This window comes from Desulfitobacterium nosdiversum (genome assembly GCF_049860565.1).
Classification (GTDB): domain Bacteria; phylum Bacillota; class Desulfitobacteriia; order Desulfitobacteriales; family Desulfitobacteriaceae; genus Desulfitobacterium_A; species Desulfitobacterium_A nosdiversum.
In genome coordinates, this window is sequence record NZ_CP172056.1 from 493,891 (window position 1) to 510,000 (window position 16,110).

General features: G+C 36.6%; 9 protein-coding genes, 2 rRNA genes and 1 pseudogene (1 of these 12 only partly in view). 1 reads left to right on the forward strand and 11 read right to left on the reverse strand.

Annotated elements, in window-relative coordinates; translation table 11 throughout:
- Positions 1–38 precede the first annotated feature (38 nt).
- The 8 genes and pseudogenes from ACHOLT_RS02500 to ACHOLT_RS02535 form a co-directional block, all read right to left on the reverse strand.
- Positions 39–980 (reverse strand): alpha/beta fold hydrolase, encoded by a 942-nt coding sequence (locus ACHOLT_RS02500; RefSeq protein ID WP_425805568.1) that lies wholly within the window; start codon positions 978–980, stop codon positions 39–41.
- A 613-nt stretch (positions 981–1,593) separates the two neighbouring features.
- Positions 1,594–2,143: pseudogene (locus tag ACHOLT_RS02505) on the reverse strand (GNAT family N-acetyltransferase).
- 724 nt (positions 2,144–2,867) lie between these two features.
- Positions 2,868–4,007 carry a restriction endonuclease gene (locus tag ACHOLT_RS02510; RefSeq protein ID WP_425805569.1) on the reverse strand — a complete coding sequence of 380 codons (1,140 nt, stop codon included), beginning with the start codon at positions 4,005–4,007 and terminating at the stop codon, positions 2,868–2,870.
- 342 nt (positions 4,008–4,349) lie between these two features.
- A complete protein-coding gene (locus ACHOLT_RS02515; RefSeq protein ID WP_425805570.1) occupies positions 4,350–5,591 on the reverse strand; it encodes an AIPR family protein in 1,242 nt (413 codons plus the stop codon).
- Positions 5,592–5,990: 399 nt separating this feature from the next.
- On the reverse strand, positions 5,991–6,569 hold the full coding sequence (locus ACHOLT_RS02520; RefSeq protein ID WP_425805572.1) for an NAD(P)H-dependent oxidoreductase: 579 nt from the start codon (positions 6,567–6,569) through the stop codon (positions 5,991–5,993).
- Positions 6,570–6,639: 70 nt separating this feature from the next.
- Complete coding sequence (locus ACHOLT_RS02525; RefSeq protein ID WP_425805574.1) at positions 6,640–7,029, reverse strand: MerR family transcriptional regulator; 390 nt, start codon at positions 7,027–7,029, stop codon at positions 6,640–6,642.
- A gap of 141 nt (positions 7,030–7,170) precedes the next feature.
- Positions 7,171–7,608 (reverse strand): hypothetical protein, encoded by a 438-nt coding sequence (locus tag ACHOLT_RS02530; RefSeq protein ID WP_425805575.1) that lies wholly within the window; start codon positions 7,606–7,608, stop codon positions 7,171–7,173.
- Between the two features lie 54 nt (positions 7,609–7,662).
- Positions 7,663–7,893, reverse strand: a complete 231-nt coding sequence (locus ACHOLT_RS02535) for an HTH-like domain-containing protein (protein WP_425805577.1) — start codon at positions 7,891–7,893, stop codon at positions 7,663–7,665.
- A 561-nt stretch (positions 7,894–8,454) separates the two neighbouring features.
- Between ACHOLT_RS02535 and ACHOLT_RS02540 the strand changes: the two genes are divergently transcribed.
- The gene (locus tag ACHOLT_RS02540; protein WP_425805579.1) at positions 8,455–9,576 is read left to right on the forward strand and encodes an IS110 family transposase; all 1,122 of its coding nucleotides are present in this window, start codon (positions 8,455–8,457) and stop codon (positions 9,574–9,576) included.
- Positions 9,577–9,841: 265 nt separating this feature from the next.
- Here the strand turns inward: ACHOLT_RS02540 and ACHOLT_RS02545 are convergent, their stop codons facing one another.
- From ACHOLT_RS02545 to ACHOLT_RS02555, 3 genes are all read right to left on the reverse strand, one after another.
- A complete protein-coding gene (locus ACHOLT_RS02545) occupies positions 9,842–14,455 on the reverse strand; it encodes a hypothetical protein (RefSeq protein ID WP_425805580.1) in 4,614 nt (1,537 codons plus the stop codon).
- Between the two features lie 186 nt (positions 14,456–14,641).
- Positions 14,642–14,758 (reverse strand): 5S ribosomal RNA (rrf, locus tag ACHOLT_RS02550).
- A 122-nt stretch (positions 14,759–14,880) separates the two neighbouring features.
- Positions 14,881–16,110, reverse strand: a 23S ribosomal RNA gene (locus ACHOLT_RS02555) (it continues 1,684 nt past the right edge of the window).

Here is a 16,110-nt window from a genome sequence, read left to right on the forward strand (position 1 = left end):
ATTCTCTTGCATATCCCTTTATATAGTGCGTCACCGAATTATTCTATTGGGTTATTACCATTTACCACTTGAATTATTTCTTCTACTATAACTTCGGGATTATTAAAATGCATACCGTGGCTAGCATGCTGAATTAATTCCATTCTACTATTTCCTGACCACTTTAGTAGACTCTCTTGAGTCTTTTTCCATCCTTTTACTTTCTCTATGCTTTTTTCTGAAGACATAATTACAAGGGGTATGTCTCCGATCGGGCCATATGATTCAACTATAGTCGCGTTTTGGTTTACAAGCTTTAGCTCTTGCAAACTATTGTCATTAAACCAATTACTATAAAATGTTGCTTTAGCTCTATTTCTCATATCTTTTGAAAAGTATTTCATTGTATTAATACCTAAAATAGTTGCTATATTCCCTAAAATCCTGATTATCCCAAATCTTGTTACAAGTCTTATAGCATGAATAGCTATTTTACCAACTGTTGAAAACTTAAAAGTATTATAAAATTCAGGACTACCACCGTCAACCAATACCACGCTGGAGACTAAACATGGATGTTTTTGGGCGAAATGAAGAACCTCTAATGATCCCATAGAATGTCCAACCAAGATGTATGGAGGCTTCTCTCCACTTTTCTCAAGTAGTAAATAAAGTTCGTTAGTAATTTGTTCGACAGTTCTTGGAGTATTTGCTATTTCACTCCACCCATATCCCGGTCTTTCATAGACAACTGCCCTATTATATTGCGAAAGACCTTTTAAAACTCTATAAAAATCTACGATAGCCGATGGTGAACCCAAGCCTACGGTCATCACAACGGTTGGACTCCCTTGTCCTTCCGAATATATGTGCATCTTATGTCCTTCAACCTCTATCATTTGACCAATAGGTGGATAATTTGTTCTCTCATATTTAACCCAAATAAGCTGATAAATAAAGCCCACTAATAGTATACAAAGTACCGTTATGATAAGCATCATATTCCTCCCTCTTACACTCAGAAATAAGTTTCTTGTTTTAGATCTGAGCAAAAGGGAGGGCACTAAATTTATGGTTTTCAATTAAAGCTTTAATATCAAATAAAATTTCAAATACATCTCTAGCTATTTCTGAAGATAATTGATAATGGTTGGAAACACGAAATAAGTTATTGCACAAAATAATGAACATGACTGAAAGTTTAATAAAGAATAAAGTGAATATCTCCAAATTAGAAAGAGTACAAAGCAATAATCTCATTTCCTCAGAAAGTGTATTGCTAGTTAAAAAGGGAAAGGAGTTCAAAATCAGATACCTTAAAGACGTGAAGGCGAGTAAGATGAGTATGCACATAAGGTTCATTGGATCGGTCACTTTATTTTCCTCCATAGAATTAACTTCCCCTATGAAAACCAAATTAAGCCAACTTGCACTTATAACTTATACAACAGTTTCACTCTACCATAGCTAACCTATGATCCTTAAAATTAGCCTGGATGTCCGATAACGTTTTGCAGGTTCCCGCTGCGCCCTAACCACATTCATCTTTTCTAAGTGGCGAGAACCTGCTGTTCTATATGTATCGTGCCCCGTGACTCAGACAGCGCCTCGGATCTATTTATCTGAAAATCTCCCCATTATAACTGTATTATAATAGTTTCCATCTTCATGAATACGGTCCTTTATTAATAATCCTTCTTCTACAAATCCATATCTTCTATATAATTGAATTGCTTTTGTATTTGTTTGTACCACAGTTAATGAAATTTTTTTCAATTCCCACAGTATCTGCCCACATCAAAATATTTTCTAGTAGTACCTTACCTATTCCATGACCCCAGTATTCCTTTGTTATACATATACCAAACTCAGCTTTATGCCTAAATCTACTTAGCTTACTTCCTATGCAACGAGTAAATCCAACAATTTTTCCTTCTACTTCTGCAAGTAAAAATATAGTTTTTTCCACTATTGAATCTTCGTAAATAATTTTTTCAAAATCTTCTGGAGTTAATAAACCTTCGCCGGATTTCCTATCGAGATTTCCTGTTTCACCATCAATTTGAATTCTCAATTTAGATAATTCATTTGCATCACTTTTTATTGGACAACGAAGTAACCATGTTAGATTCTTATCTTCTATTCTTTTGCTTTCAATAATCATGCATTACCTCCAGCAGTATTATCATGTCGAGCCTTCTTTATAAAATCCGCGCATGGACGCGCAGCCATTTACGTACGGTTTCAGACTACGTACGCGGATTCCAGCAACATCTCAAGCACATGCACCATCCCGTAAGTTGCGGGAATGTTGTGTAATGTAAAGTCGCGCGCCCCCAGGCCAGAACCCCAATGGATGGTGACACAGAATAATATTTAGCCCCTAACTATATGTTTTTAATTTATCTTTGTATATTGGATTAAGAATCGTATGTTTTAATGAATCCACGACATAAACTCTTTTTTCGTTACTGCAAAAATAACCTTATAATCATCAACCGCATCTTGAACTGAATAATCAGTAGCCCAACTTGAGGGGCTTCTCAGTTTATAAAATTCAGTATTATTATCGAGTAATCTAACTATCCTAACGAAATACTTTTTAAGAGACTTATAAACTTTCAATTACTATAGGAACTACTTCTCAACACGATGTGCCAGCCCCGCGCGCGATTTTATATAACGTTCTGCGTATTCCCGAAGTCTCGTTATTACGTTCATATTCTCTCAGATTTTGGGGATACGCTGTTCTACGACGTATCGTGCCCTCAAACTCAGACAGTGCCATGGACGGCGCTGCCTTAACAAAATTACTGGCAAACCATCTAATTCCCCAAATATTATTATACCGTAATGACTTTGGAAAGGATTATGTTTTATTTCAGAAGTTATTTCATTGCTTCTTCTATAAGTTGTACCAAACGAACTTTATCATATAACTCAATCGGCATATTCAAAGCAATTTTCTCAGCTTCTACACTAAATGTACCCGTAGTGATAAAGAACCCTTTATGGGCTTCCGCATTCTGCAGAGCTCCTAAAAAAGTTTGAATACTTGGAGAACCAACAACGCCTTTGAATTTCTTACATTGGACTGCAATTTTAAGACCATTTTTTTCAGCAAGAACATCAATTCCTTTATCATTACTCTGTGGAGTTAGAGTTACTTTTTCATATCGAAGACTTTCAAAGAGGTTAGCTGTCCATTCTTCAAATTCTCGTGGGGTGAGTTCATAAAGTTGTTCAACTTTTTGAGATAATATCTTGCTTTTGTTTTCATTCTCTCGGAATATATCAATTTTTGTCTGATATTGTGTGATTGCTTCAATGAAATCTTCTTCCAAGAGCGCTTTTTTCCAATCTTCTAGTTTCCGAAACGCCTCTTTAATAGCAAATTCCGAGTTAATAATACTGTTATCCAATGAAGTTATTTCTTTTGGAGTAAGAGTGTTATTAAAACGAGAAAACACATTTTTTTTAAGCCTGTTAACTTCACTATGAAGACTCCTTAATTCATAGTCATGCTCCAGAGCTTGCTTGATACTTACTTCTTCTCTTACCACAAACAATGATTTAACCGTATCAGGTAAAGGATTTACCTCAAATTTCAATAAGAATGAGTTTTGAGAAAATAGAAAAGCCGCAACATCAATTCCACTTTCTAATTCTGCAAACAAAAGAGTAGTTTTAATCTGTGTACCAGGGCTTACGCTCCAACTATCTGGATTAACTGTTCGAGATGGGTGGTGAGTATCACATAGGGCACACGCACCATATGCATAGCCATTGGAATCAATCATTTCCCATGAACCTGATCTTATACTAAAAGATGAATCAGAAGCATTTAGAATGTTTACTGTTACTTCTGTCCCAATCAATGTACCCTTGTTTTGAGATATAGAGCATTTTTTCTTAATAGAACAATCATCACTACTCCAACAATCTCTTTTGCATGAGTACTTCTTATTAAGAATATAATTCAGAATAGTAATCTTAACGCCGTTAGATTCATTCTCAACTGGTAACATTTCATAGCCTCCTTTACAAAATATTAATATTTTCATTAGCGTCTTATCCAACTACTACAAAGAAATACCCAATTCTTTTCGTCCGCGCCATGGACAGCGCGGCCTTGCATGATATGTCGTAGAACGTCTCGCAGGTTCCCGCTGCGTCCTAAACACATTCATCATCCTCTAGTTACGGGAACTCTGTGTTATCGGAGATGAGGCCCCACAAAGAATAACTAAAGAAATAAAACTCTATGAATCTACAATACTTTAATCCCTTTAACCTTACATCAAACAAAAATGCACCCTAATGGTAATACAAGGACTGCTCAACTAATGCAGTCCTTGTATATAAAAACCTTAAGCCTTTCTCATAAGACGATGGATAAATATCCCATTATATAGAGAGTCCCAAATTAAGCTCGATTTACCTATCTGATCTGGGCTATCCCCTGCAGCGGTTTTCGAGTTATCAAGTATAATCGAAACAATGCTTTCCTTTTTCTCTTCCCACACTTTAAATGGGTCTAACGCCCAAGAGCATTCACCAGTTCTATCATTTTGCTTTACTAATGCTCTAAACGCTCCTAAGCAAGGATACATTATACCTTTTGGTACTGTATAGGCCAATTCTTCATTTGAAAATAAGGATACTTTTTTCACTTTATCATTTCCATAATTTGAATACTTTTTTGCACCATATCGTCTATTCAGATCTCTTGATACTTGCGGAAACTCCTTCTCAATAATATCCCACAGCAAAAACATATTTGGGATTATAGAGCGCATATTACTTACAACCTTGTTTCTAAACTCAACATTCCCAGCTTTACTTTTTCCCTTCTCTGGCGATAAGTTTAGGAATTTTTTTAGGCTAACCTCTTTACCCGTATATGATTGAATAGGGTGCACTGCTTCAAGAGGATTATACAAATATGGGTTAAACATGTTCATTATCGCAATAATTTCTCTAACATCAATTACATTTGTCTTATCTTTGTCTCCCCAAAATTCATTTTGTTTAAATGCAATCCTATTAAAATACTTATCCTCGCCTATTTTCTGATTCTGGATAATTTCTTTAATGCAATCGAACGACCCTTTTAACTCCTCTATTGATTTGTCGTCTACCGCAACAGAAGTATTTCTTGCCTCAGCTAACATTTCAATGTGGTTTACATGTGTTATAACCTCTACGCTGACGTATTTTTCTGTTGCAATATTTTCCTGTTCAGAAATAATAATTTTATAAGTGTGTCCACCATCGATTATTCCGTGTTTCTGATTATCACTGAGAACTAATTCAACTTTCTTTTCAACATTATCAAAGGTTATATCTTCAGCAGATATAAGTATACCCCGATTTAATAAATGAAACGTTTTATCCTCACTTAAAAGGGAGTTCTTAATATCACGTGAAACGTCAGTATTTAGTTTCTGTTCTCGTGGATTTACATCAAGCCAAAACTCTAATTCTGAAGGTACATTCTTAGCATTCACAAAAAACTGATACTTTGCTGGAGTTTCTTTTGGGTTATAGGGATCCTCAAACTTCTTAAATGATTTTACCGGGAAAGTGAGTCTCGTTTTTGAACTTTCCATGTTGTTTTCCTCCTATTAATTAAAAAATTCGCAGCTGCGTAAGCATTGCGAAATAGAAGGCGCATATTATATCATTTCAATGCGTCACTTTCTATATCATGCATAGCAGATAATAGAATGTTACATAAATCAGAGCGATTTATGAACAGACTGTACTCACTACTGGGTACATGTTAAATTTTACTTCATCTTCCTCTTAGTGTCAATAGGTAAATTCAAAAAGTTTAGAATCAATTAAACATTAACTTAAGAAATGCATATTCACTACCCTCTTACCTCAGCTTTCCGATAACGTCTTGAGAATTCCCGACGCGCCCTAACCCCATCCATCTTGGCAAAGTGTCGGGAATACTCTGTTGTAAAGTCGCGCGCCCTCAGACGCCGACAGGGCAAATGATTTTATATACTCTTACTTGCTTGTAAATAAATGTAGTTCAGCCATTTCTGCCTTCTTTTTAAATTACTGCTTTTTACTCCTGGAAACATCATTCTCTTCACACGTTTTATTCCACAATATTTTAAAATAGCATCTCTCATTACTATCCATTCAATATTTCTGCGAAATAATCTAACAAACCACGATGGAGAATCAATGGTATACATAACCCAAGCTGACTTGTTTACCAATAATCCTTTATGAAGTCCACCTTCACATGTATAAGCAAATCCGGAAACAAACACCTTATCAATGAATCCTTTTAGGATTGCAGGCATACTATACCACCAAACCGGATAAATAAAAATCAAATGGTCGGCATATTGAATAAGTTCCTGGTAATGTTTTGTCTCCGGGTTATTTATCAAATCACTTTTTTTAATATCTTCATTAAACACTAGCGTTGGATTAAAGTTGTCTTGATATAATTCGATCGTGGTGAAACAATGTTTCCCATCCTCCAAACCCCTTTTAACTTCTTCAAAAATGGAATAGTTAAAACTTTTTTGATTAGGATGAGCATAAATAATTAGAACATTCATCTTATCATACCTCCAAGATTTTATGTTCCAATCATAAAGCTTGTAGTTAAGTACGATGTCAAGAAGGTATTTATAAATTTTTTAAGGTCGTTTTTATCGGACATTTGGTCTCGATTGCAATATTTGTTTTTATTTTATCGAATATCTCTTTCATTTTATTTAAGTTGGCAATTTTTCGGTTAATTTCATTGGTTTTTTTATTTATAAATTCAATAATTGAATTATAATCAATATTTTTATCCTCAAGTATTACAAAGATCTCTTTAGTTTCTTTCAAGGTAAGTCCACAGGTTTTGGCATATTTAACGGTTTCAAGTTTTTCAATCGTATCATCATCATATAATCTATAACCATTTTTATCTCGTACTGGAGAAGGCAGAACACCGTTTTGTTCGTAATACCTTAACGTTTCAACATTAATTTGGGCCATTTTAGCCACTTGTTTTGGTGAATAAAGCATATATTATTTCCTTTCATAATCCGTAAAACACATGTCGCGGTTTTCTGCACGCAATTTTATATAACGTTTCGAGGGTTCCCGAAGTCTGGTTACTAGTTCATACTATATTTTGGGAACCCTCTGGTTATCTGAAGTCACGCCTTAGCCCTCAATTAAATCCCAATTGCCTCTGTATTTATATTTCTCTAATAATTCCCCTCTTGTAATTCCTTGTCCTTTGATCCTAAGTTTAAGATGTAAATCAAATTGACTCTTACACTGATTGCCATATTCTTTAATGATACAGGAAGGTATCACCCAAATTTCACCCTCAACCATATCCACTAGAACATAAATTAAATTATCTCTTACCTGTAACCCCCCACTAAAAACAAACCACTTTTGATTATTAGTTTCTGGTGAGTTATTTGATTTCACTTGGATTTCATAATAGACTTCATTTCGCTTTGACTTAACTACAATATCTACGCCCCGATCCAATAAAGGTATGAAAGGTATGTACTCATTTTTTAGCAGCTCACTAATGACTATATGTTCTGCTGCTTTTCCATCATAAGCTTGTTTAGGCGTTATCGGCATATAGCTAATCCTCTTTTCTTCTATCCAAACCTATTTAGCCTTCTTGAAAATTTTCTATCTTACTTTTGGTTCTACATATTTTGCTAGCTTAATCCCTTTACTTACTTCTGTTGCATATGACGAATTTATTCCCGAAGCACGAACAATATCTGTTGCCTTATAATTATTTTCTAAAATATCTGATGCATATTTGATACCAAATAGATGAATGTTTGCTACTTGGTAACCTCCCGGTGCCCCATCATACATTTCTCTTAAAATAGCACCTAATTCATTTTCTGTCATTTTTATTCATTCCTCTTTAAATTATTCTCTTACAAATTAGAACTCTACCGGACTAGGCCTCGCTGCTTTGTGAATGTCTATTTTCTTTATTTCATATTTCAGCAATTACATATAATATTTTTCAATCCGTGGCGTGATTTCAGATAACTGATCCCTATGCCGCGATTCGCGGCATCCATGATGATGAAAATTTTTATGCTAATTTTATATCAGCCTATTCCCCTTTACCATTACTTTCTGTATAAGTGGATTATAGGCTGGACTGTCCGAACGCGGTGGATAATTGGTAGAATCCGATCTTTGGGCGGATAAGCCCGTGCATAACTCTGCGACGGCTACCTTTATGAATCTATGATTGTGCTTCGAGCACGGAAACTAAATTTTCTTTTTTAGGGAAGCCCTGTCCAAGCCTATATATTGCTTTAAAGAGGGCGATTCTCTCTGAAAATTATTTACCCTATCTGTGCCGGAATTGATGTCCACAAAAACTTCATGACGGTCGCTATCCTTACAACAAAAAAAGAGAGCATTTATGAAACTTAGGTCAAATCTTTTTCAACCATGATTAACGGTATTGAGATGGCGATGCGTTGGCTTCTGGATCACGACTGCCACGTTGTCGTGATGGAAAGCACGGGCAAATACTGGATTCCGGTCTTCAACCTTATGGAAGATTCTTTCGCTCTCACTCTGGCCAACCCCTACTTCACCAAGACTTTCCCCGGCAATAAAACGGATCGCAGGGACGCTAAATGGCTGGCCGAACTCCACCGGCTGGGTCTAGTTCAACCCCGTTTTATTCCTCCCAAACACATCCGGGAATTGCGTGACTTAACTCGGTATCGTCATAAACTGGTCCGTGCTCGATCTGCTGAAAAAAGCCGAATCCACAACATTCTTACCGTCTGTAATCTTATGCTCTCTTCTGTGGCCACCGATATTTTCGGAAAATCAGGGATGAACATTATGAAAGCTCTCCTGCAATCGAAGTCCCTTGATGAGGAACTTCTCTCCGATCTTGTACTGGGCAAGCTCCGAGAGAAAATTCCTCAATTAGTTCTTGCTCTCAAGGGACAACTGACGGCGACCCAAGCGGACAAGCTTTCGATCGCTCTTGATAATTTCAAAAACTTTAATGATAAGATTGCCCAAATTGAACATCTCATCGAAGAAAAAGCTAAGCCCCTTCAAACTTCTATCAAGCTTCTTTGTTCCTGCTTTGCGATTAAGAAAATATCGGCTATTGTTATTCTCTCGGAGATCGGCACCGATATGTCATGCTTTCCCTCAGCAAGGCACTTCTGCTCTTGGGCAGGAGTGTGTCCTCAAAATAATGAAACTGGGGGGAAACGACGGTCGGCTAAGACCAAAAAAGGAAATCGCTATCTTAAAGCGATTTTGACTCAGTGCGTCAATTCCCTTTCTCCAAGCAAGAAAAATTCGCGATTAATTAGCCGATTTAACTCACTTAAAATTCGTCGTGGTCACAACAAAGCGGTGATGGCTGTCTGCCAATCGATTCTGATGGCTATTTACAACATGCTTTCTAAAAATGAGCCTTTTAAGGAAATGTCTGAACCCTGCATTTTGAAAGAAAAGTCCTTTACTTTTTTTAAGGTTCCCGATGATTTACTGATTCAAGAACTAATTAAACGTGGCTATAAGTTAGAAACAGCAACTTAGTTCTTATAGCTATTTTGCTATTTACTGGAAGCTATGATTTTAATAATAATAGCTTTATTTTAGTGTTGCTTTTTTAAAGTCTCCATAGCTTTACCCACAAGTGTCTGGTTTTTCAAACTACGTCCCCGGGATTCCCGAAGCATCTTTCCACATGCATCTTTACAAATTTTGGAAATTCAGTGTTATCGGAAGGATGAAGCCCCCCGAAGCCAGAGTGCGACAGGACGTTGCACCCTTCAAAAGTGAAACAAAGGCGTATTAATACTTAATAATTCATTATCGATTGACTCAACTCTCGTACCGTACCAATTCGATATTCAAACATCAGATCCCACGTATCTAAGCATTGCAGTTCAGCTTCCGAATTACCTTGAATCCGATCATATAATATAGCAATTAACCGAGATAATTCTGGTGCTATCCCATATAGTTCATTTCCGATATCCTTTGTTTCACCTTGAGTATTTTGTACAATGTTTTGACACATTCCTAGAATTATATCTTTCAATTTTTCAATCGGAGTGTCATTTTCATTAATGAAATCAATGAATCGATGCATCAATAATCTGTTAACTTTAGTACTAACCACCTTTACAATAAATTCCAAGTCATCTTGGATACTCACTACCCCTTTATACAGTATTGGTGAGAATGAATGAGAGAGATCACTATCTTCTTCATCTAAAAACCTCTCGATAATCAATTTGCATTTGTCATGTAAATCCCTATGTCCTAGTAAATTAATTGCGACATCTAGCATTCCTTTTTTTTGTACTTTAGTTTTATTTCTGTTGTGAACAATATCTTGAAAACTACCAAACAAGATATTCATATTTGCTATATGCCTTGCTCCAATTTCTGAAACATCTTCATATTCTGATTGATACATTTGTAATACAAGCAGCCTTATTAATTCCTCATCCGTTTCAAATAGGTTATAGAATAATTGATAAGCTAAATGGTGAGAGACTAGTCTTATATCTCGCTTCGCTAAATCAAAAAACCAGTTCGTAGCTGTTTTTCTATCAATGATCATTGCAGGACATAAACACTCAATAGCTGCCATATTAACTGCTAAATGAGTATCATATACTGCAAATTCTACAGAATCTTTGAGTTTAACATATCGTTTCTTATCTTCCCAAAGCAATGCGGCAATAGCCTCGGCTGCACATCCTCTTACACAATTCATTGAGTTAGAATGTAACATATTAACTGTTTTTCCTTCTTTATCATCAGAAGACCAAACATTCATTTTGCCTGGTTCTGGGTCAGAGTGATTTCTAATTATATCTGAAATTAAGTTTAATATTGAATCATCCCATTTTTCATAGGCTCTTTCTCTAAGCGCTCTACAAAAGGATATAGCAACATCATCTCGATTTCTAAACTTAAGGAATAGTTGCTGCGCAACATCAACAGGCACTGGTTTCCAATTATCGTTAAGAGTATTTTCCTTGGGAGCTTCTTTTTTCTCTATGATGCGGTAGACGGCATTTACATAATGACTATCCACTTCATCAGTAAAACTCAAAGCCATATTCGCAATTCTTATTGGGTCTTTTTCACCTACACGTTCCAAATCCCTAGCGAATTGTTCTGGAGAAGACTCCAAAATCACCCCATCTTTCCTAGGCCATCTTTCACCCCAACGTTTATATGGTTTTTTATTTTCAATAATTCTAAGCCATTGTTTATTGTTAATTCTATCTGCAGCCACTCCCAGTGTCGAACCGACCCAACCGGAATTCACCCTACTTCTTGTATATGGCACATCAAATTTCTCAAAACGCCTTTGCAATATTAACTCCAACTCTTTCGTACTCTTACTTTTTCTCTTATTATCCAAAGCAGGAATTAAATAACACTGAATCTTACCCCAATATGGCCAGTAAGCTAATAGACGACTACCAGATTTTCTGTTCTCTTTATTAAACTCAAAACGATGTTTGGCATGGCTTAGTTCATCTTCATCATGATAATAATAAATAGCTGCTTCAAGTTTGTTAAAAACTTGCTCCGAACACGTTTTTGAATGTCTTTCTATAATCCTTTTTGCTGAATACAAATACTCATCATTTTCTCCGATATAATTAAATAAACGATGATGAGGCCTCTCCAATAGCCAGTTTAATGCATAATCCGAATATTCACTTGGTAACTTTTCCATGACATGAAGAATTATTTCATTTACTATTAGTGAATAATTTTGGAAATAGGGCTCAACCAGTTTAATAAATTCTAGAGGATCATTTTGAATAAGTATAACAGCGGATGCTTTGATCATCTTTATAAAGGTTCTTCCATAAATTTGGTTCATATATTGCTTGCTTTCCCATATATCTAATTGTTTATCATATGGGTTTGTAATATTATAAGTTGCCTTTGCCACATATGGCATAAAGGTATTCCAAATATATAATGGATTACTTTCAGAAGCTTGAACCAATTTATCAATAGCCTTTTGATCTAAATCATGTTCATTGTACCCCTTATTTTCCCTATTTGTGACAAGCATATAAAGCATAATAATTGCTTTTTCCGGATTCTTATTTAGAAATGCTTCCCAATGGATATAGTTGTTCCTGAACTGAGGTCTCTTCTTTAATACTTCTAACCTGAATTCAAACATGGCTTCCGAATCATCTTCAATATTCCAACACAAGCAATTATAAATTTTAGTATCTTTATCAGTATCAATAAAAGCAAATGGTTGAACTTGTAAGGTCACTTCATCAGGTATAGAAATATTTACCGATCTAAGCAAGCTAAATCCTAAATCTTCATTTACCTTTGTGTTAAGCCACGAAGTAATATACCCCTCCTGGATAAGATATTTTATAAATACTGGATGACCAAGAAAAACAACATCAAAAATATGTTGTTTCCAGTATCTATCCTCTATGTTTGCCTCTATAAAAGATTTCACTTTTTGACTAATTTTATCTACCTGTCCCAATACTTCTAAAAAAACGTATTTCATATAAAACCGTATTTCCTGGCTAGTAAGTAGCTCGTTTCCAAGAGTGACAAAATAATCAATATCATAATCCAATAGATTTTCGAGTAGCATTTGAAGTTGATATCGTTTCATAGGAGTTTGTTTTATTTTAGGTCCCATGATATTTATAATTGAAGCACCGTTAAATATTTCATTAAGCATTTTCTCTACAGAAAAATAGTCATAGAAGCTTTGATGGACAAATCCGATGTTGTTTCCATCTGAAATCAACAAACCATCTGATAATAGTTGCTTGACTGCAAGACGTGAATATTTACCAACAAGCTGTTGGGGCATCATAAGTTTTCCATATTTATCTATATGACTTACCATAGCATCTTTTAATTCATTCAATTGGCTATTCGATATACCAATAGTCTCATAATGTTCGCTTAATTGTTCCCACCATTGTTTTATTAATTCACTAGAGGAGAGGTAATTACTGTTCCGTCTTTTTTCGTCTAAATTATTCCAAATATAAAGATTACTTGGAGTTCTTAACAAAACTTGTAGTTTTTTTGAAAGATTATTAAATGTTTCACCAATAATATCCTTAACATCTTGGTCCTTCAATTCACCTATAACGATATCTTTCCATGTAATATTCTCTTTCTTATCATCATTTATAAATAGTGATTTAATTCCACTATCATTTTGAAAATCAAATGTGCGGCAAATAAATACAATTACTATTTTTTTATCACGATTTTTATTAATAATGATTGCCTCTCGAATCATTTCCTTGCAAACTTCTAGTGCTGTTTTAGAATGATTATTTGTCCAACGAATAGCATCAAGTTGGTCAAGAATTAAAACAGCTTCTCTGTTTTTAGAAATATGATCCAGGCAAATTACTGGTGACTCGGGTAACCCTATACTTTCTCCATACTTTCTTGATGTATACTCTGGTGATCTTCTATCTAACTTCAAAGCAAGATGGATTATATTTGCTTTTTTAAGATTTTCTAATAATTCAAGAATACATCCGCTTTTCCCGCTTCCTGCTTTTCCATGCAAAATTAATGATATACCGTTTAAAACCTTGTTATAGCACTCTTCACTTTCTGTCCGATGAATAATCAAGTTATTTATTGGTACAAATGAAGAAATAAATTCTTCGTTTAGAAACTCAAGTCTTGAAATTACCCTCTCATCTTTACATAATTGTCTACTAGATAAGTCAGGTTGTGATAGCAAGTAATTATTTAACATAAAAGAATTTATTTCGGTTCCAAGCAATTGGTTCTCAATTGCATAATTAGAAATCAAAGAATATATTGCTTCTGAATTCCCTACAAAGAGAAACATAATGATTTCTTTTAGACTTTGCTTTGTATTAATATCATCAGGATATTGAATTAAGTATATTTTCCTTAGATATTCATATGCGCGGTATCGACCTTGTACCGTATCAATATCTAATTGCATATATTTTGCAAAACTCTTAAATGCTTTGACTACTTCTTTTCCGCTAGTTTCAATTTGATACTTATAAAAATCTTCAGAATTAGAATTTGAGTTTTGCGCTCTGATTGTGAGATCGTTCATCATTACCCCGGCCACCGCCGAAATAAGATAATAGTTTACAGAATCATTATTTTCTAATTGCTTTTTGGCTTTCTTAAATATACCTCTAGCATCTAAGTCACTAAGATCCCAATATTCCTTACTAGAATTTCGCGCTTTGCATTGATGGCATTCTCGACTACCATCTAGGTTTTTAATCCAGAGATCAACTCCTTCTTCCTCTTCACCAATAGCTTCAATAATCACAGAAGATATTTCTTCATTTAATAATCGCAACAATTGTTTTACGACCCAACGACTTTCATACCTATTACCAAATTTATCTGCTCGGCCACCAGCTTCATAAGGCATAATACTTCCCCCTATGTACATAACTCTAGCTGAAGTACCTTATACGTTTGAATCAGCATCTAAGGTATATAGATATGTTTTCTATAAATACGCCAAGTTTCCTTCCATTTCGAGTTTTATTTTCCACATTTCTCTAGATTATAACAAAAAAGAACTACGTTATTTCTAACGTAGTTCTTTTTACTTACCTGGCGACGACTTACTCTCCCAGGACCCTGCGGTCCAAGTACCCTCAGCCCTGGAGGTCTTAACTTCCGTGTTCGGTATGGGAACGGGTGGAACCCCTCCGGCATTATCACCAGATCTTTTGAGTTTTCAGCTTTCGCTGTTCCCTCAAAACTGCACAGATTGTTTTCTTTTAAGTCTTCAGATTCTTCCCTAACCTTCGTTTGAGCTCCGGTTAGGTTTAACCTTCGTTGCGGTTTTAGGTCAAGCCCTCGACCGATTAGTACCCGTCAGCTCCACACGTCACCATGCTTCCACATCGGGCCTATCTACCTGATCATCATTCAGGGGTCTTACCAGCTTGTGCTGTGGGAAATCTCATCTTGAGGTCGGTTTCGCGCTTAGATGCTTTCAGCGCTTATCCGATCCGGATATAGCTACCCAGCTATGCCTCTGGCGAGACAACTGGTACACCAGTGATCCGTCCATCCCGGTCCTCTCGTACTAGGGACAGCTCCTCTCAAATTTCCTGCGCCTGCGACGGATAGGGACCGAACTGTCTCACGACGTTCTGAACCCAGCTCACGTACCGCTTTAATGGGCGAACAGCCCAACCCTTGGGACCTACTACAGCCCCAGGATGCGATGAGCCGACATCGAGGTGCCAAACCTCCCCGTCGATATGGACTCTTGGGGGAGATAAGCCTGTTATCCCCAGGGTAGCTTTTATCCGTTGAGCGATGGCCCTTCCACTCGGTACCACCGGATCACTAAGCCCGACTTTCGTCCCTGCTCGAGTTGTAACTCTTACAGTCAAGCTCCCTTTTGCCTTTACACTCTTCGCGCGATTTCCATCCGCGCTGAGGGAACCTTTGGGCGCCTCCGTTACTCTTTAGGAGGCGACCGCCCCAGTCAAACTGCCCACCTGACACGGTCCTCAACCCCGATTCAGGGGTCTAAGTTAGAATTTCAGTACAAAAAGAGTGGTATCCCACCGGCGACTCCACCAAGGCTGGCGCCCTAGCTTCTTAGTCTCCCACCTATCCTGTACATTTTATACCAAAATCCAATGTCAAGCTACAGTAAAGCTCCATGGGGTCTTTCTGTCCTGTCGCAGGTAACCCGCATCTTCACGGGTATTACAATTTCGCCGAGTCCCTCGTTGAGACAGTGTCCAGATCGTTACGCCTTTCGTGCGGGTCAGAACTTACCTGACAAGGAATTTCGCTACCTTAGGACCGTTATAGTTACGGCCGCCGTTTACTGGGGCTTCAATTCAAAGCTTCGCCTTGCGGCTAACCTCTCCTCTTAACCTTCCAGCACCGGGCAGGCGTCAGCTCCTATACTTCTCTTTTCAGATTAGCAGGAACCTGTGTTTTTGTTAAACAGTCGCCTGGACCTCTTCTCTGCGGCTCTATCTCTAGAGCACCCCTTCTCCCGAAGTTACGGGGTCATTTTGCCGAGTTCCTTAACGAGGGTTTTCTCGCGCG